This window comes from Salinisphaera dokdonensis CL-ES53 (genome assembly GCF_040361215.1).
Lineage (GTDB): Bacteria > Pseudomonadota > Gammaproteobacteria > Nevskiales > Salinisphaeraceae > Salinisphaera > Salinisphaera dokdonensis.
In genome coordinates this window covers 213,660-230,785 of sequence record NZ_APND01000003.1, presented here as the reverse complement: position 1 = coordinate 230,785, position 17,126 = coordinate 213,660, and the positions used below count along the sequence as shown (strand labels likewise).

The window sequence follows — 17,126 nt, the reverse complement described above, 5'->3', positions numbered from 1 at the left end:
GCGAGGCATTACACCAGACAAGGAACGCGAATGTCCCTCACCGATTCCACCATGATGCCGCTGGGCAAGAAAGCACCCGAGTTTTCGCTGCCGGACACGGTGTCCGGCCAGACCGTCTCGTTCGCGGATGTCGCCGGCGAGAAGGGCACTGTGGTGATGTTCATCTGCAACCATTGCCCCTACGTGCTTCACCTCATCGACGAGGTTGTGGCGGTGGCGAACCACTACCAGCCGCAGGGCGTGGGTTTTGTGGCGATCTCGTCGAATGACATCAGCACGCGGCCTGAAGATGGCCCCGAGCAGATGGGCGTCTTTGCGGAAAGCCGCGAGTTCGCTTTTCCCTATCTCTACGACGAAAGCCAGGAAGTCGCCAAGGCCTACGACGCGGTCTGCACGCCGGATTTCTTCGTCTTCGATGCCGACGGCAAATGTGCCTATCGCGGACAGTTCGACGAGTCGCGGCCGAAAAACGGCATTGCGGTTACCGGCGCCGAACTGCGCGCGTCCCTGGACGCGCTGCTCGACGGTGACATGATCCCGGCCGATGTGCAGGTTCCCAGCCAGGGCTGCAGCATCAAGTGGAAGGCCGCCTGATCTGACTCTCAAAGCCGCGCTTGTTCGCAGGCGCGGCATTCCTTGCGTGGGTTTCATGTTGCCCTGAGCGGGCAGCTGGCAGCGCGAAGCGGCTGTCGCTTATTGAACGCCCAGAGGATCGATACGGTTATGCCCGAGGGACGCGTACGGTGCTTGCGGTGTATGGTTTGCACCGGTTTATAACAGGCGCCAAGCGTTTAGAGGAGAGAGCATGACCGGCAATACCCAGACCTATCCCGATGTCTCGCTGTTGATCAACGGCGAGTGGAAAGCCGCGGCCGGCGGCGACACGCTGCCGGTGATCAACCCGGCAACGGGGGAGACTATTGGGCACCACGCCCACGCACGCCAGGCGGATCTGGACGCGGCACTGGAAGCCGCGGATGCCGGCTTCAAGCAGTGGCGCAGCACGCCCGCGGTCAAGCGCGCGTCGATCCTGAACAAGGCGTCGGCGCTGCTGCGCGAACGCGCCGATGATATCGCCCGGCTGATGACCATCGAGCAGGGCAAGCCGTTGGCCGAAGCCCGCGGCGAAACGCTGGGCGCAGCCGGCACGCTCGACTGGTTCGCCGAGGAAGGCAAGCGCGTCTATGGTCGTGTGATCCCGGCGCGTGCGGACAACGTGCAGCAGATCGCGAGCAAGCATCCGGTCGGGCCCGTCGCGGCGTTCACGCCGTGGAACTTCCCGCTCAACCAGGCGGTACGCAAGGTCTCGATTGCGTTGGCCGCAGGCTGCTCGATCATCCTCAAGGGTCCGGAAGAAACACCGGCCTCGGTCGCCGAACTCATCCGCTGTTATGTGGATGCCGGCGTACCGGCCGGGGTAGTGAACCTGGTCTACGGCGTGCCTGCTGAGATTTCGGAATACCTGATTCCGCACCCGGTGATCCGCAAGATCTCGTTTACCGGCTCGACTGCCGTGGGCAAGCATCTCGCCGCCATGGCCGGTGCGCACATGAAGCGCAATACCATGGAACTGGGCGGCCACGCGCCGACCATGATCTTCGACGACGCCGACATGAAAGCGGCGGTGAAGATGGCCAGCATCGGCAAGTTCATGAACGCCGGGCAGGTGTGCATCTCGCCGACGCGTTTCCTCGTGCAGGAAGGCGTGTACGAGGAATTCGTGGACCAGTTCGTCAAGGCGGCCGGTTCGATCAAGGTCGGCAATGGCCTGGAAGACGACACCCGTATGGGCCCGCTCGTGCACGATCGGCGTCCGGGCGCGGTCGGCGACATGATAGACGATGCGAAAAGCCAGGGTGCGGACGTGCGTCTCGGCGGCAAGGCAGCCGATGGCCCGGGTTATTTCTTCGAGCCGACGGTGCTGACCAATCTCACCCCCGAGATGAAGATCATGAACGAGGAGCCGTTCGGTCCCGTGGCCGCGTTCAGCACCTTCAAGGACACGGACGAGGCGATCGCCGAGGCCAACCGTCTGCCCTACGGGCTGGCCGCCTATGCGTTCACGTCGTCGATGAAGACGGCGCATCGTATCGGCCAGGAGATCGAAGCCGGGATGATCTCGATCAACCACCTCGGGCTGGCATTGCCGGAAACGCCGTTCGGTGGTGTGAAGGATTCCGGTTACGGCTCGGAAGGCGGCAGCGAGGCGATCGAGTCATATCTCGAGACGCGTTTCGTGACCACGGCTGCGATCTGATCGATCGTTTGGCCAGACGGTTCTGAACGGCCTTAACAGGCCATAAAAAAGCCGCGCAGAGGGAATCTGCGCGGCTTTTTATTGCGTGCCCGATCTCAGCTGGGTATCAGGCGCCCCATGAGACGCCAGTAGTTGACCGGCACGAGCCGCGAAATTGCGGAGATGATCTGGGCATCCACCCCGATCAGGCAACGGCCTCTCTTCTTGGCCAGATCGGAGAGGATCTTGCGGGCGGCCTGATCGGGCGTCGTGCGTGCCAGCTTGTCGACGAACTCGGTCGCCGTCTTGGACTGATCGCTGCTGCCATCGGGCCCGACATAGAAACGCGCGGCGTGGGCGATGCCGGTTTTGATGCCGCCCGGGTGCACGCACATGACGTGCAGGCCGCTGTCGGCGGTTTCGTGGCGCAGTGCTTCAGTGAAGCCGCGCACGGCGAACTTGGTGGCGTTGTAGGTGCCCTGGGTGGGTACGCTGATGATGCCGAACACGCTGGATATGTTCACCAGCGCGCTGCCGGCGTTCTTCTTGAGTTCCGGCATGAACGCCTTGGTGCCGTGGACCACGCCCCAGAAGTTGATGCCCATGATCCATTCGAAATCCTCGTAGCTGGTGTTTTCGATGGTCTGGGAATGGGCCACGCCCGCGTTGTTGACCACGAGGTCGACACGTCCGTACTCGGCGACCACGCGATCGCGGAAGGCGTCCATCGCGGCGCGGTCCGAAACATCGACGGTGTCTGTCAGAACCGGGGCGCTGCCACAGTTCGCGCGCGTCTTGGCCAGGCCCTCGGCGTTGACGTCACAAAGCGCGAGCTTGGCGCCGCGGCGCGCGCATTGCTCGGCGAGACTGCGACCGATGCCCGAGCCGGCGCCGGTGATCACCACCACTTTGTTATTGAGGTTCTTCATCGGTTTTGCCTTTTCTGCTGAGGGCGATCGGCTTCGGCGTGCTATCGCGCCGCCGCGCAATGGCACGAAGTGCTCGACATCAAGGATCGCTCATGCGCCGCGAGTAGTACGACGAGTAAGTGACAATGAGTAATGTCAAATTACGTTTGACAGCGAATAATGTCAATATGGCGGCATGACGACACAACCCTCTTCATCGCGTTCTAGCGGACGTGCCTACGGCGGGCGCAGCCTGGACGAGCGTCGCAGCAAGCGGCGTGCACAATTCGTGGAGGCCGGCATTGCCGTATTCGGCCGCGACGGCTTTCGCGCCGCTACGGTGAAATCCCTGTGCCGGGAAGCGGCTCTGACCGAGCGCTATTTCTATGAGTCCTTCGCAAACAGCGAAGTGCTTTTCGCCGAGGTCTACAAGACGCTGGTCAAGCGGCTGGAGGATGACGTCGTTGCTGCCATCGACGCCGCGCCACTCGATCCCGAGGCGACCGCGCGCGCGGGCCTGCATGTGTTCTTCGACACGATGTACCGCCAGCCCGGGACGGCGCGAATCCTGCTGATCGAGATATTCGGGATCAGTGGCGATATCGATCGGCTGTATCGCGAAACGACACAGAACTTCACCCGCACGTTGCAGGAGCTGCTCGGCGCCATCTTCGCGCTCGGCGAGGGCAGTGGTACCGACGCTCGTATCCTTTCGACCGGGCTGGTCGGCTCGACCATTCATATCGCTATGTACTGGACGATCAACGGTTATCGGGACGCGCTCGATGTGGTGGTCGAGTCGAGCCTTGCGCTTTATGTGGCGATGGCGCGTCAGTCACAGGAGCAGATCCTAGACGGCGAAGGAGAGGTCTAGAAGGGCAGCGCCCATGAAAAACGGCGCGGTGTTGGCCGCGCCGTTTAATCGATCTCCGGTCAGGTTCGATACCTAGTGATGAGTGGCGTAGGCGGCCTCGGCATCGTCGACCAGCCCGTCGATCTCGGCGAGCAGGTCGGCATTGTTCTGCTGCCAGGGATGGAAGCTGTACTTGAAGTAGCTGGCGAACTCCGGAAGCATCTTGCGGATGAAGCCGGGCTTGCCGAACATGAAGTTGGCAAGCTTCAGATGGCCGCGCCAGCCCTGCTTGCGGCAGTTCTCGTCGGCCTGCGCCATCTGCCAGTAGAAGGTCATCAGCACCGGCCAGAACAGCGCGGTTGCCAGCGTCATCGCGAAGCTGCGCTCGGCCCAGTTGCGCGGGCCACGGCCTATGCATTTCTCGTACACATCGTAGGCCACGGCCTTGTGCTCGACTTCCTCTAGTGCGTGCCAGCGCCACATGCGTTCGAAGTCCTCCTGCGAGCCCTGCATCATTTCCGGATAGCGCAGCAGCATGTCGCCCATGAGTGCGGTGTAGTGCTCGAGCGCGATGGTTGCGGCCAGCGGCATCGACTTCCAGGTGCGGGCCTTGATGCCTTCGAGCAGATTCCAGGTGAAGTTGTCCAGCTTGTGAGCGGGCAGGCCGGCTTTCTCGAGCAGCTCGTTGTACTCGATGTGTTCGCGCGAGTGCATCGCCTCCTGGCCAATGAAGGCGGTTGCGGCTTTCTTGAGATCCGGATCCGGAATCTCGTCGCGATAGCTGCGCACCGCGTCGATGAACATGCGCTCGCCGGCCGGGAAGAGCAGCGACATGGCGTTCATGAACTGGGTGACGTTCGGACCTTCCTTATGCCAGTCGCAGATGCGATCGGCCGGCGGCAGGAAGTGCAGGTCGCGCCGCTCGGGCATGACCGTGACGTTGTCACTGTGCGGGATCTCGCGCTCGGTCTGGCGCGTGTTCTTATCCATGTCAGTTGCGTTCTTGCTCATGTCGCCCTCCTTGGATGGGTTATGGGTGCGCCGCTTGCGGCGCGTTGTTCGAAAATGTCGCGGGTTCAGGTCTTTTGGCTGGCGTAGGCCGATTCGGCGTCGTCGACGAGTGCGTCGATTTCGGCGAGAAGGTCGGCATTGTTCTGCTGCCACGGGTGGAAGCTGTATTTGAAATAGGCCAGATACTCCGGCAACAGCTTGCGCAGGTAACCGGGCCGGCCGAGCATGAAATTCGCCAGATGCAGATGGCCGCGCCAGCCGGCCTTCACACATGCCGGGTCGGCGGCGGCCAGGCGGCGATAGAACAGGATCACGTGCGGCCAGAAGGTGGCAGTGGTGGTGAGCATGATGGCGCTGCGCATGGCATAGGCTTTCGGCCCGCGGCCGACGCATTTCTCGTACACGTCGTAGGCCACGGCCTTGTGCTCGACTTCCTCTAGTGCGTGCCAGCGCCACATGCGCTCGTAGTCTTCCTGCGAGCCGGCCATCTGCTCGGGATGACGCAGCAAGGTATCGCCCATGAGCGCGGTGAAGTGTTCCAGCGCGATCGTCATGAGCAATGGCGTGACCTTGCTGCTGTGCTTTTTCACGTACTCGGTATGCGCCCAGACCTGTTCGTCCAGTTCGCTGGCCGGCAGACCGGCCGCGTCCATGAGCTGGTTGTATTCGATGTGCTCGCGCGAGTGCATCGCTTCCTGACCGATGAACGCGGTGGCCGCCTTGCGCAGGTCCGGGTCCGGTATGTCGTCGCGGTAGGCGCGTATGGCGTCGATGAACATGCGCTCGCCGGCAGGGAAGAACAGGCTCAGGGCGTTCATGAACTGGGTCACGTTCGGCCCGGCCTGATGCCAGTTGCAGATGCGGTCGCCCGGCGGCAGGAAATGCAGGTCGCGCCGCTCTGGCATGACGGGGCCGCTGTAACCGGTGAATTCGCTGTTGATGTCGGCCGTGGTCTTGCTCATGAAAACTCCTCAGGCTTGCGGGCGGGCACGCGCACCGGTCGATTCTTGTCGGGGTGTGCTCGGCTTCTTCTCGCTATGGCTGGCGACGAACTCGCGGCAGTGCGCGGCAATCGTCTGCGGGTGGGTCTGCATCGCCCAATGCGCGGCGTCGATCGGGGTGACGGTCAGCGACTCCACCCAGCGCTCGAGCCCGACCACGAACCCCGGGCCGACAAACGGGTCGCGCTGTGGGGTGATTACCTGTACCGGAGCCTGAGCGTAGCGCTCGCGCGGATGGCGCAGACGTTCGAGAATATTGGCGCGGTACAAGCGAATGCCGATCGCACCATCGCGAGTCTGGGTCGGGTTTTCCGGCAACGCATGACCTTCCATGCGCTTGGCGATTGCCGGCCAGCGTCGGCCGAGCACGCTGTGCCACAGCAAGCCGGGTACGAGCGGCACGTGGAAGGCGAGGATGTACCAGGACTTGCGCATCTGCTTGAGCAGCCCGGCGCGGTCGTCCCGCCACTGGCTGCGTAGCCAATGGCCGACATGATCGAGACAGGGCCCGGAGATCGACGTGTAGCTGGCGATCCGCTCGGCCAGGGCAGGGTTGGTGACGGCCTCCCAGGTCTGTATCGAGCCCCAGTCGTGGCCGATCAGATGCACGGGCGCGTCGGGGCTGGCCCAGTCGACAACGGCTTTCAGGTCCGCTTCGAGATGATTGAGCGTGTAGGCGGATGTCTGGGCGGGCCGGCTCGACTCGCCTGCGCCACGCACGTCGTAGCGTACACAGCGGTAGTCACAGGCGAGCTCGGTCACCAGCCGGTCCCACACTTCGTGATTGTCCGGATAGCCGTGCACGAACACGAGCACGGGTGCACCGCTAGGGCCGGCCACGTGGCAGGCGATATCCACACCATCGCCGCGCACGAAGACAGCCTTGTCCTGTGCCTCGTTGTTGCCGTTGGAATCGCGCATATGCCACGCCTGATGTAATCGTTACATCAGACGGTGTCACAAAGCGTCGTGCCGCGCAACTGAGTTGCTGCGCTGCGGCATCAGCGCATGAAGAAACCCGTCATACCGACGTTTTCCGCGCTAACGCGCGTCGTGCAGGTGCTCCATGAGCAGGGCGAGGCGGTCACCCAGATGCTGGTCCGCGGCCTTGCCCATGGCGCGTGCCACTTCGGGCAGTACCGCCATTTCCACGAGCGGCCGGAACCGCCAGACCAGGTCGGCGAGTTCCGGCATATCGTCCTTGGGCGGCAGCTGGCCCTCGCCGTACTTGTCGAATACGTGGATGGCCACCAGGCGCACCATTTCGTCGGCGGCTTGTTCCACGTTGCGGCGCAGATAGGCAACCACGTCGAGCATCTCTTCGAGGGGAATGCCGACCGCCACAAGCTCGGCACCGGCATGCAGCATGCGCGGACTCGGCACGCGGTAGCGCATGCCTTCCGGACGGATCACGTCCAGCTCGATCGCTTTGTTGAGGGCGGTGCGCGAGAAGTTGCCGCGAAACTTCTTGAGCAGCTGCGGCATTGTCATGTAGTCGGGTACTTCGTCGGTCCAGGGACTGGCGACCGCGGTCTCCAGGCCCAGCAGCCGGCCAATGTCGTTGCCACGTTCCCAGCTCTCGATCAGCTCCGATATGTTGGCCAGCGTATAGCCGCGTTCGAGCAGACGATTGATGATGCGCAGTCGCGATAGATGGGCATCGTTGTAGATGCCCTTGCGGCCCCGCCGTTCGGGCGGTGGCAACAGTCCGCGATCCTGATAGGCGCGGATGTTGCGGACCGTGCTGCCCGTCTCGCGGGCCAGTGCATCGATCGAGAATTCCGGCGGCGTGACAGCCGCCGGAGCTTCGTTTTCCGGCTCGGTCGTGTCGGAACGTGATTTTCTGGAAACGCGTCTCATGTCCGAAGGATAGCCGGCCGTCGGGGTTGCGTCATCCGCAACCGCGTCATGACGCCGTTGTGCACGTGGCAGATCAGGCGCAACGCGCCGTGTTTTCGGCACGGTAGGCGGCGATTTCCTCGATCGTCAGCACCGGCAGGTTATGGGCCTGGGCATAACGCTGGATATCGTCGTTGCCGGCCATCGTGCCGTCGTCGTTCATGAGTTCGCACAGCACCGACGCCGGGCGCAGACCGGCAAGGACTGCCAGATCAAGCGAGCCTTCGGTATGGCCACGACGTTCCAGTACGCCGCCATCGCGCGCGCGCAATGGGAAGACATGGCCGGGGCTGACGATCTCGCGCGGGCCGTCGACCGAGGCGAGGGCAGCAGCAATGGTGCGCACGCGATCGACTGCGGATACGCCGGTGGTCACGCCGTCGGCGGCTTCGATGGATACGGTGAAGCCTGTCCCGTGACGCGCCTGGTTGTCCCGCACCATGGGCTCGAGTTCGAGCGCATCGGCGCTGGCCTGATCCAGACACAGGCAGACGATGCCGCTGCCGTTACGGATCATGCGGACCATGGTCTCGGTCTTGAGGTTTTCGGCGGCGGCAACGATATCCGCTTCGTTCTCGCGATCGGCGTCGTCGAGCAACAGCACCGGGTCGCCGGCACGGTAGGCCGCGATGGCAGCAGCAAGCCGCGGATGATTCTTGAAGTCGTGGTAAGACATGAAACGTCCTCTGCAATGAGTCAACGTTTCAGGGCGACAGGCGCTTCAGGCGTGCGCCGGAACCAGACCGGCTTGCCGCCATGCGTCTTCTTCCATCCGGACTGTGACCGTCGGCTCTGGCATCGCACCAGATCTGCTGACCTTCGATCGGGGAGATCGAAGCGCTCGCGGGCTCGTCGTAAACGACATACCGCCGGTGGGGAATTGCACCCCGCCCTGAAGACGGCGGCGAGTATAGCCGATCGTATGCGTGCCGGACAGACGCTGTTCGCCGCAGTGCTAGCATTCGGGGTTGTTTCCCGCGCCGGATCGTCCATGCAGATCGAAAGCAAGCTGCCGCAGGTCGGCACCACCATCTTCAGCGTGATGAGCCAGCTCGCCCAGGAATGCGAGGCCATCAATCTCGGCCAGGGCTTTCCGGATTTCGAGCCGCCGGCGCGTCTACGCGAAGCGCTCGCCCGAGCAGTTGCTGACGGGCGCAACCAGTATCCGCCGGGTATCGGTGTTGCCGCACTGCGCGAGCAGATCGCGTACAAGACCGAGGCGCTCTACGGCAGGTCAACCGATCCCGGTACGGAAGTTACTGTGACCTCGGGCGCGACCGAGGCGATTTTCGCCGCTATCGCCGCCACCGTGCGCGCCGGCGACGAGGTGATCGTGCTCGACCCGGCCTACGACTGCTACGTGCCGGCGATCGAGCTCCAGAACGCGCGCGCCGTGCGCATGCCTCTGCTGCAGCCGGAGTTCTCGATCGACTGGCAGCGCCTGGCTGATGCGATCACGCCGCGTACGCGGATGCTGATCGTCAACTCGCCGCACAATCCCACCGGCGCGGTGCTCACAGCTGACGATCTCGATCGACTGGCCGCGCTGCTGCGCGACACGTCGGTATTGATCCTGTCCGACGAAGTCTACGAGCACATGGTCTTCGACGGCGCGCTGCACCAGAGCATGTCGCGGCACCCGGAACTCGCGGCCCGCAGTTTCGTGATCAGCTCCTTCGGCAAGACCTATCACTGCACCGGCTGGAAGATCGGCTATTGCGTAGCGCCGCCCGCGCTTACCGCCGAGCTTCGCAAGGTTCACCAGTATCTGACCTTCGCCAGCTTTGCACCGGCGCAATGGGCGCTGGCAGAAATGCTCGAGGCCGAGCCGGAGCATCATCTGGAACTGTCGGCGTTCTACCAGGACAAGCGCGACCGTTTTCGCGCACTACTGGCAGATACGCCACTGGTGCTGCAGGACGTGCCGGGCGGCTATTTTCAGCTGGTCGATTACTCGGCGGTCCGCGATGTCGACGACGCCACGTTCTCGCAGTGGCTGGTGCGCGAGGTCGGTGTCGCCGCCGTTCCCCTGAGCCCGTTCTTCGAAACACCGCCGGAGAGTCGCCTGATGCGACTGTGCTTCGCCAAGAACGATGCGACGCTGGAAGCCGGTGCGGCGCGCCTGGCTGCGCTCAACGCGACGGCGGCGCTTCGCCGGTAGCGGCTTCGTCGGCATTTTCCGCATCCCAGACAGCTTCCCAGCGCCAGCCATCGTCGCGCACATAGGCATGCATCAACGGCTGCCGTTCGAGCGAGGCCAGCCGGTTCTGCAGCGCTTGGGCGTCGGTCTCGAAAAAGGGCAGGTCGGTCACGGCGTCGAGATCTGGTATATCCGGTCGTTGGTCGCTCGCCCGGATGAACGCGCTTTCCAGCGTCGCCATGAAACGCTCGATGGTGCGTTGGGTGATGGCGATACGTGCACGTGTCGCAGCCGGTAGCTGAGGCGCTGCGTGGTCGACAATGGTCAGGGTCTGGTCCAGACGTGCCAGTGCCAGCGGCAGGGCCGTCATGGTGTCCGCACTATGGAAGTAATGCAGGATCGGATAGGCCAGATGCTTCTGCCCGGCATCGGCGATCGCGGTCTCGATCTGCTCGAGCTGGCTGCGCAGCACGTCGAAGTCGCCGTCGCCGACCGTATTGCGGCAGATCGCCAGCGGGCTTTCGCCGAGGGTGTTGATCGCAAGCGCCAGCTGGCGTTTCTCGGTGGCCGCCGAGATGATCGGGATGGCGTAGGTTATCGACATGGTGAACAGCAGCAGGCCGTTGCCTGCGGCAATTACGGTCAATAGCTGCCAGACGATTCCCTTGGGTGCGAAATCGCCGACGCCTAGTGTGGTCAGCGTGAAGCCCGCGAAATAGACGCGGTCGAAGAAGCTTGCCGAAAGCATCGTGGTTGAGTTCTGAACCGCCCCCGGTGTGGCGCAGAACACGAGCGCCCAGCCCAGCCAGGCCAGCAGCACCCAAGTCACGATGAGCGACAGGGTTATCCAGGTGCCGGCACGCTCGAGCATGGTGTGACGCGGACGCCGGCGATGAACGAAGAGCAACGCTCCCCAGAGCACCGCGCTCAGTCGACGCGTGATCGGCCCCGAGGCCGAAGCCGAAAGCGTTGTACGCGCGCCATCGTAGGCGACGGCAAGTACAAGCACGGCGCCAAGAAGCGCGAGCAGGGGATGGTTGTCGAGCATGCGGATCGTGGCCTGAAGCATCTTTTCCTGAACATGCTAAAAGGTCCCGCGCCGACTGCCATCCGTAGATGTTGTGAGCATGCAGGGGCCGACAGCCAACGCCTTTCGCAGGCCATAAAAAACCCCGGCCGAGGCCGGGGCTCTTGTACCGACACGCTGGCGTGTCGAAGCAGCTTCCCCGGCAGGGTTAGCTGTTGTCGGCGCTCGCAGTCAGCGTGCCGTTGGTGCCCATCGGGAAGAAGCCCGTCTCGGGTACCGAGCCTTCACTGGGGCTGACCGCCATCGGCGTGAGATACACGATGTTGTGTACCTGCAGCGGGTTACGCGAGAACGTCAGGCCGTTCATATCGGTCGGCACAATGTTGGTGGATGGGTAGTCCGTGCCGTAGATCGTGATGGTCGTGTTCTCGCCGATACCCTGGTCAAGGTCATCGTCGCCGTCGACACTGTCGCGGGCGCCGGAAATCCTGTCGACGACGTCGCGCACGGTCGTGCTGCCGGTAAAGATCTCGTCGCCACGCGATTCAAGAACGGTGCGAACCAGTCCAGCGTGATAAGCCTCGACAGAGAGCAGGCCAGCAGCCGCTTCGAGGAAGGTGCGGTTACGGATGAACGGCGAGCCGCCCTTGTAAGCGGTCACGCCCACGTCTTCGAAAATGAACGCGCCGATGAGGAAGTTGAGCTCGTTCGCGAACGGGTCGAAGCTGTCGCCCAGGCCCGCAGCGGAGGCCGCCGTGTTGAACGAGGACTGCAGATTGATCTGCGGCGCGGCGACCGCACCCGACCCAAGCGCGCTGCGAAGGAACTTCACGTGGGCCAATTCGTCGCCCGCGATTTCCGCTGCATAGCGCTCGATCAGCGGCGTTTGGAAGTTGACCATCGGGTTGTCCTTGACCAGAACGGTCCCGGGATTCATGCCGCGGTCGCCGTCCTGCAGGCCCGAGCCGGTCAGGGCGCGCAGATAGTATTCTGCTTCCAGATACTCAAGGTTGAGCGCGAAATTCAGCACGGCCTGATCGGTCGGGCCGTTGATGACGACGGTGTTGGGGTCGTCATCGTTCTGGGCGAAGCTGTCACTGTCGCTGCAGGCGCCGAGCATGGCGCTGCCGGCCAGACCGACGCCGTACATGCCGGCGTTGGCAAGGAAGCTACGACGGCTCTTGCTGACGGGCGCGCCGGTTTTGGCGTCCCATACATTCGTGTTTTCTGTGATTTTGGTTTTGTCGGTCATGCCCGAAAGCCCTCCATTGAGTATTTATAGTATTCAGCCGTTGTGAGACTGCCGGGCACGGTGCGCATAAAACCGGGTCGACTAGTTGAACGATCGAGCCCTCGCACCTGAATCTCCCGTGGGTAACCCGGATACCCGCTTGTTGAACCTAGCACAGGAAAATCCTTTGCCGAATGGCAGTTAGCGAATGCTGCATCGCCGCATCCCTGCCGTTCATCGGTCTGCTACTAGGTTTGAATGGGAAATTTGGCCCAACGACTTGAAAACGATAATTTTTATTTCTCGTGGATCATCGCTTTGGCTTATCGTTTTCTGTCGAATGAAAACAAAGTCAAATGGTTTGTATCGGTAGCCAAAGGGCCCGTCGCGAACGCGGCGCCCGCGGTGTCCAACGGCAAAAAGGGCGCCCCGGGTGAGTAGTGCTCTCTGCAATCCGTGTTGCCGGGGCAGGCGCTTTAATAGACAATGGCCGGCCTTTGTCAAGCTGCGCCAGAGGATTGTCGATGCCAGCCCGTCGTGATCTAGCCAACGCCATTCGCATCCTGTCGATGGACGCCGTCCAGCAGGCCAACTCCGGCCATCCCGGGATGCCCATGGGCATGGCCGACATCGCCGAGGTGCTCTTCAACGACCATCTCAAGATGAATCCCGGCAACCCGGATTGGGCGGACCGCGACCGGTTCATCCTGTCCAACGGGCATGGGTCGATGCTCCAGTATGCCGCGCTGCATCTGACCGGCTACGACGTGTCGCTCGACGACATCAAGAACTTTCGACAGCTGCATTCGAAAACCCCGGGGCATCCGGAAAACTTCATGACGCCGGGCGTGGAAACCACGACCGGCCCGCTCGGGCAGGGTCTGGCCAACGCCGTCGGCATGGCACTGGCCGAAGCAGCGCTCGCCGCACGCTTCAATCACGACGACGCCACGCTCGTCGATCACCACACCTGGTGCTTTGCCGGCGACGGCTGCCTCATGGAAGGCATTTCCCACGAGGCCTGCTCGCTGGCGGGCACGCTCGGCCTGGGCAAGCTCGTCGTGTTCTACGACGACAACGGCATCTCGATCGACGGGGAAGTCCAGGATTGGTTCACTGACGACACGCCGGCCCGTTTCGAGGCCTATGGCTGGCAGGTGATCCGCAACGTCGACGGTCACGATGCCGAAGAGATCAAGATCGCCATCGACACGGCCAAGAAGGAAACCGGCCGGCCGACGCTGGTCTGCTGCAAGACGGTGATCGGCTGGGGTTCGCCCAACAAGCAGGGCACCGCCGGCGTTCATGGTGCGGCGCTGGGTGACGACGAAATCGCCGCCGCCCGCCAGCAGATCGGCTGGGCGGACGAGACACGCTTTGCCGTGCCGGACGATATATACGCGGCGTGGGACAAGCACGACAAGGGCGCGACCGCCGAAAAGAACTGGCAGGACGCGCGCGCTGCATATGCCGCCAAGTACCCGGAGGATGCGGCCGAGTTCGAACGCCGCATGGCCGGCGACATGCCGCGCGACTGGCCGGCGCTGTGCCGCGCCTTTATTGAAAAGGTGCAAGCCGAGGGCAAGCGCACGGCCACGCGCAAATCATCGAAGGCTGCGATCGAGGCTTATGCGGCGGAACTGCCGGAGCTGATCGGCGGCTCAGCCGACCTGTCGGGATCCAACGGTACCGACTTCAAGGGCCATGTGCCGATCAGTGCTGCCGACTACAGCGGCAACTATGTTTATTACGGTGTGCGCGAGTTCGCGATGACCGCGATCACCAACGGCCTGAGCCTGCACGGCGGCTTCACCCCGTTCGGCGCGACCTTCCTGACGTTCTCGGACTATGCGCGTAACGCCGTGCGCATGGCCGCGCTCATGGCCTCGCGCAATATTCTGGTCTATACCCACGACTCGATCGGCCTGGGCGAAGACGGTCCGACCCATCAGTCGGTTGAGCACATCGCCAGCCTGCGTCTGATTCCGAATCTGCATGTCTGGCGCCCTGGCGATGACGTGGAAACCGCCGTGGCCTGGCAGGCCGCGATCGAGCGCGTAAACGGCCCGACCGCATTGGCACTTTCGCGTCAGGACGTTGATCACCAGCCGCGCGATGCGGCGCAGGTCGCCGCGATCGCCAATGGCGGCTATGTCCTGCGCGAAGCCGAGGGCGAGCTCAAGGCCATCGTGATCGCTACCGGTTCCGAGCTCGAGCTTGCTGTCGCCGCGGCGAATCAGGTGGCTGGCGTGCGGGTCGTGTCCATGCCCTGTGTGGAGGCCTTCAACGCCCAGAGCGCCGAGTATCGCGAATCGGTACTGCCGGCTGCCGTGACCGCGCGCGTTGCGGTCGAGGCCGGGGTCAGCGATTCCTGGTATCGATTCGTCGGCCCGACCGGACAGGTTCTCGGGGTCGACGATTTCGGCGCCTCGGCGCCGGCCGATCAGGTCTATGCGGAATTCGGTTTGACCGCGGATGCGGTCGCCGCGGCGCTCAACGCACAGGTGCAGGGCTAGTTAGCAGCCACGCACGTATTCATTTCAGTACTTCAGGCCATTCGTATATTGGCCAGTTCGACAGAGAGGTAGTTATGGCAGTCAAAGTCGGGATCAACGGTTACGGTCGTATCGGGCGCAACGTGCTGCGGGCACTCTATGAATCGGGTCGCAACAGCGAGATCGAAATCGTCGCGATCAACGACCTCGGCGATGCCGAGGCCAACGCGCACCTGACCCAGTACGACACCGCGCACGGCCGCTTCCCGGGCGAAGTCTCCATCGAAGGCGACAACCTCGTCGTCAACGGCGACAAGATCAAGGTGCTCGCCGAGCGCAACCCGGCCGATCTGCCCTGGGGTGATCTGGGCGTGGATATCGTGCTCGAGTGCACCGGTCTGTTCGCCAGCGAGGAGAAGGCCAGCGCGCATCTCGACGGCGGCGCCAAGAAGGTGCTGATCTCCGCGCCGGCCGGCGACATGAAGACGATCGTCTACGGCGTCAATCATGAAACCATCAACGCCGACGACAAGATCATCTCGAACGCGTCCTGCACCACCAACTGCCTCGCGCCGGTGGTCAAGCCGCTGCATGACGCTTTCGGTATCGAATACGGGCTGATGAACACCATCCACTCGTACACCAACGACCAGGTGCTCACCGACGTCTATCACAAGGATCTGCGTCGTGCGCGTAGCGCCACCCAGAGCATGATCCCGACCCAGACCGGCGCCGCGAAGGCTGTTGGCCTGGTGCTGCCGGAACTCAACGGCAAGCTCGACGGCTTCGCCGTGCGCGTGCCCACGATCAACGTGTCGATGGTCGACCTGACCGCCCAGGTCTCGAAGGAGACCAGCATCGAAGAGGTCAACGCCGTGCTCAAGAAAGCCGCCGAAGGCGAGCTCAAGGGCGTGCTGGCCTACAGCGAAGCGCCGCTGGTGTCGCAGGACTTCAACCACGACCCGGTTTCCTCGACCGTCGACGCGCCGCTGACCAAGGTCGCCGGTGGCAAGCTGATCAAGATCTGCGCCTGGTACGACAACGAATGGGGCTTCTCCAACCGCATGCTCGACACCGCGCTGGCGCTGGCCAAGGCCGGCTGATCCAGTCGCCAAGTCGAATACAGCAACCGAGGAGCGCGACATGAGCGCCATGCTCAAGATGGAAGACGTCGATCTCGCCGGCAAGCGTGTGCTGATCCGCCAGGATCTGAACGTGCCTTTTGCCAACGGTGAGGTCAGTTCTGCCGGCCGCCTGAAGGCGTCGGTACCTACGATCAAGGCGGCACTCGATGCCGGTGCACGCGTCATGGTCATGTCGCACCTCGGTCGCCCGAAGGAAGGGCAGCCGGATGACGAGCACAGTCTCGCGCCGGTCGCCCGCTACCTGTCCGAACTGCTGCACTGTGATGTGCCGCTTGCCTCCGACTGGCTCGACGGTGTCGAGGTGGGCGAGGGCGAGATCGTCATGTGCGAGAACGTGCGTTTCAACGTGGGCGAAAAGGCCAACGATGAAGCGCTCGCCAAGCGCATGGCGGCACTGTGCGATGTGTTCGTGATGGATGCCTTCGGAACGGCCCACCGGGCTCAGGCTTCGACCGAGGGCGTGGCACGCTTCGCCCCCGTAGCCTGTGCCGGGCCGCTGTTGTCGGCCGAGGTCGAATCACTGGAGGCTGCACTCAGCGATCCGAAACGGCCGCTGGTCGTGATCGTCGGCGGCTCCAAGGTATCCAGCAAGTTGGAATTGCTGGAAAGCCTGGCCAACGTGGCCGATCAGTTGATCGTGGGCGGCGGTATCGCCAATACGTTCCTGGCCGCGGCGGGTCACAATGTCGGTGCTTCGCTTCATGAGCCCGATCTGGTCGGTGCCGCCCGCCTGATCGATCGCGAGATCAAGTCGCGTGGCGGTTATATTCCGCTGCCGACGGACGTGATCGCGGCCACCGAAGTCTCGCCCGAGGCGCATCCTGAAGTCCGTCCGGTTGCCGAAGTGGAAGACGACGAGATGATCCTCGACGTCGGCCCGGCGACCCGCGATGCCTTTGCCGACATCCTCGTGAATGCCGGTACCATCGTCTGGAACGGCCCGGTGGGCGTGTTCGAGATCGATCAGTTCGGCGGCGGCACCCACGTGTTGGCCCGGGCGATTGCTCGCAGCGATGCGTTCTCCATTGCCGGCGGCGGCGATACCCTCGCGGCCATCGAGAAATACCACATCGAGGACGATGTCTCGTATATCTCGACCGGCGGCGGCGCCTTCCTGGAGTTTCTGGAAGGCAAGACGTTGCCAGCCATCGCCGTGCTCGAGCAGCGCGCAGCGGGCTGA

Annotated in this window: 15 protein-coding genes and 1 riboswitch; of the genes, 7 read left to right on the top strand and 8 right to left on the bottom strand. The window is 63.2% G+C overall.

What is annotated here, in order from left to right; translation table 11 throughout:
• Window positions 1–30: 30 nt before the first annotated feature.
• Both SADO_RS10625 and SADO_RS10620 read left to right on the top strand, forming a co-directional pair.
• On the top strand, window positions 31–594 hold the full coding sequence (locus SADO_RS10625; protein ID WP_353111180.1) for a thioredoxin family protein: 564 nt from the start codon (window positions 31–33) through the stop codon (window positions 592–594).
• A gap of 211 nt (window positions 595–805) precedes the next feature.
• Entirely contained in the window at window positions 806–2,257 is a 1,452-nt protein-coding gene (locus SADO_RS10620; protein WP_353111179.1) for an NAD-dependent succinate-semialdehyde dehydrogenase, read from the top strand.
• Window positions 2,258–2,352: 95 nt separating this feature from the next.
• Here the strand turns inward: SADO_RS10620 and SADO_RS10615 are convergent, their stop codons facing one another.
• Window positions 2,353–3,165, bottom strand: coding sequence for an SDR family NAD(P)-dependent oxidoreductase (locus tag SADO_RS10615; protein WP_353111178.1), 813 nt, complete (start codon window positions 3,163–3,165; stop codon window positions 2,353–2,355).
• 175 nt (window positions 3,166–3,340) lie between these two features.
• On the opposite strand from SADO_RS10615, the gene SADO_RS10610 reads away from it, so the two are divergent.
• Complete coding sequence (locus SADO_RS10610) at window positions 3,341–4,018, top strand: TetR/AcrR family transcriptional regulator (RefSeq protein WP_353111177.1); 678 nt, start codon at window positions 3,341–3,343, stop codon at window positions 4,016–4,018.
• 72 nt (window positions 4,019–4,090) lie between these two features.
• Here the strand turns inward: SADO_RS10610 and SADO_RS10605 are convergent, their stop codons facing one another.
• The 5 genes from SADO_RS10605 to ribB all read right to left on the bottom strand — a co-directional run bounded on the left by SADO_RS10605 (window position 4,091) and on the right by ribB (window position 8,584).
• Window positions 4,091–5,008 carry a metal-dependent hydrolase gene (locus tag SADO_RS10605; RefSeq protein WP_353111176.1) on the bottom strand — a complete coding sequence of 306 codons (918 nt, stop codon included), beginning with the start codon at window positions 5,006–5,008 and terminating at the stop codon, window positions 4,091–4,093.
• Between the two features lie 65 nt (window positions 5,009–5,073).
• Window positions 5,074–5,970, bottom strand: coding sequence for a metal-dependent hydrolase (locus tag SADO_RS10600; protein ID WP_353111175.1), 897 nt, complete (start codon window positions 5,968–5,970; stop codon window positions 5,074–5,076).
• Window positions 5,971–5,979: 9 nt separating this feature from the next.
• On the bottom strand, window positions 5,980–6,930 hold the full coding sequence (locus SADO_RS10595) for an alpha/beta fold hydrolase (RefSeq protein ID WP_353111174.1): 951 nt from the start codon (window positions 6,928–6,930) through the stop codon (window positions 5,980–5,982).
• A gap of 120 nt (window positions 6,931–7,050) precedes the next feature.
• Entirely contained in the window at window positions 7,051–7,869 is an 819-nt protein-coding gene (locus SADO_RS10590) for a MerR family transcriptional regulator (protein WP_353111173.1), read from the bottom strand.
• A 73-nt stretch (window positions 7,870–7,942) separates the two neighbouring features.
• On the bottom strand, window positions 7,943–8,584 hold the full coding sequence (gene ribB / locus SADO_RS10585) for a 3,4-dihydroxy-2-butanone-4-phosphate synthase (RefSeq protein ID WP_353111172.1): 642 nt from the start codon (window positions 8,582–8,584) through the stop codon (window positions 7,943–7,945).
• Between the two features lie 80 nt (window positions 8,585–8,664).
• A riboswitch (FMN riboswitch) is annotated at window positions 8,665–8,812 on the bottom strand.
• Between the two features lie 87 nt (window positions 8,813–8,899).
• Here ribB and SADO_RS10580 point away from each other — a divergent pair.
• Entirely contained in the window at window positions 8,900–10,069 is a 1,170-nt protein-coding gene (locus SADO_RS10580; RefSeq protein WP_353111171.1) for a pyridoxal phosphate-dependent aminotransferase, read from the top strand.
• Here the strand turns inward: SADO_RS10580 and SADO_RS10575 are convergent.
• Together SADO_RS10575 and SADO_RS10570 are read right to left on the bottom strand one after the other, a co-directional pair.
• Window positions 10,041–11,117 (bottom strand): potassium channel family protein, encoded by a 1,077-nt coding sequence (locus SADO_RS10575; protein WP_353111170.1) that lies wholly within the window; start codon window positions 11,115–11,117, stop codon window positions 10,041–10,043. The two genes, SADO_RS10580 and SADO_RS10575, sit on opposite strands and share 29 nt — an antisense overlap.
• A gap of 166 nt (window positions 11,118–11,283) precedes the next feature.
• Window positions 11,284–12,327 (bottom strand): ferritin-like domain-containing protein, encoded by a 1,044-nt coding sequence (locus SADO_RS10570; RefSeq protein ID WP_353111169.1) that lies wholly within the window; start codon window positions 12,325–12,327, stop codon window positions 11,284–11,286.
• A 503-nt stretch (window positions 12,328–12,830) separates the two neighbouring features.
• Here SADO_RS10570 and tkt point away from each other — a divergent pair.
• The 3 genes from tkt to SADO_RS10555 all read left to right on the top strand — a co-directional run bounded on the left by tkt (window position 12,831) and on the right by SADO_RS10555 (window position 17,126).
• Window positions 12,831–14,822, top strand: coding sequence for a transketolase (tkt, locus tag SADO_RS10565; protein WP_353111168.1), 1,992 nt, complete (start codon window positions 12,831–12,833; stop codon window positions 14,820–14,822).
• 74 nt (window positions 14,823–14,896) lie between these two features.
• Complete coding sequence (gene gap / locus SADO_RS10560; RefSeq protein WP_353111167.1) at window positions 14,897–15,904, top strand: type I glyceraldehyde-3-phosphate dehydrogenase; 1,008 nt, start codon at window positions 14,897–14,899, stop codon at window positions 15,902–15,904.
• 40 nt (window positions 15,905–15,944) lie between these two features.
• Entirely contained in the window at window positions 15,945–17,126 is a 1,182-nt protein-coding gene (locus SADO_RS10555) for a phosphoglycerate kinase (protein ID WP_353111166.1), read from the top strand.

Excerpts from the sequence above, each read along its gene's own strand:
- SADO_RS10625 (WP_353111180.1), top strand. The coding sequence starts at position 31 with ATGTCCCTCACCGATTCCACCATGATGCCGCTGGGCAAGAAAGCACCC.
- SADO_RS10620 (WP_353111179.1), top strand. The coding sequence starts at position 806 with ATGACCGGCAATACCCAGACCTATCCCGATGTCTCGCTGTTGATCAAC.
- SADO_RS10615 (WP_353111178.1), bottom strand. The coding sequence starts at position 3,165 with ATGAAGAACCTCAATAACAAAGTGGTGGTGATCACCGGCGCCGGCTCG.
- SADO_RS10610 (WP_353111177.1), top strand. The coding sequence starts at position 3,341 with ATGACGACACAACCCTCTTCATCGCGTTCTAGCGGACGTGCCTACGGC.
- SADO_RS10605 (WP_353111176.1), bottom strand. The coding sequence starts at position 5,008 with ATGAGCAAGAACGCAACTGACATGGATAAGAACACGCGCCAGACCGAG.
- SADO_RS10600 (WP_353111175.1), bottom strand. The coding sequence starts at position 5,970 with ATGAGCAAGACCACGGCCGACATCAACAGCGAATTCACCGGTTACAGC.
- SADO_RS10595 (WP_353111174.1), bottom strand. The coding sequence starts at position 6,930 with ATGCGCGATTCCAACGGCAACAACGAGGCACAGGACAAGGCTGTCTTC.
- SADO_RS10590 (WP_353111173.1), bottom strand. The coding sequence starts at position 7,869 with ATGAGACGCGTTTCCAGAAAATCACGTTCCGACACGACCGAGCCGGAA.
- ribB (WP_353111172.1), bottom strand. The coding sequence starts at position 8,584 with ATGTCTTACCACGACTTCAAGAATCATCCGCGGCTTGCTGCTGCCATC.
- SADO_RS10580 (WP_353111171.1), top strand. The coding sequence starts at position 8,900 with ATGCAGATCGAAAGCAAGCTGCCGCAGGTCGGCACCACCATCTTCAGC.
- SADO_RS10575 (WP_353111170.1), bottom strand. The coding sequence starts at position 11,117 with ATGCTTCAGGCCACGATCCGCATGCTCGACAACCATCCCCTGCTCGCG.
- SADO_RS10570 (WP_353111169.1), bottom strand. The coding sequence starts at position 12,327 with ATGACCGACAAAACCAAAATCACAGAAAACACGAATGTATGGGACGCC.
- tkt (WP_353111168.1), top strand. The coding sequence starts at position 12,831 with ATGCCAGCCCGTCGTGATCTAGCCAACGCCATTCGCATCCTGTCGATG.
- gap (WP_353111167.1), top strand. The coding sequence starts at position 14,897 with ATGGCAGTCAAAGTCGGGATCAACGGTTACGGTCGTATCGGGCGCAAC.
- SADO_RS10555 (WP_353111166.1), top strand. The coding sequence starts at position 15,945 with ATGAGCGCCATGCTCAAGATGGAAGACGTCGATCTCGCCGGCAAGCGT.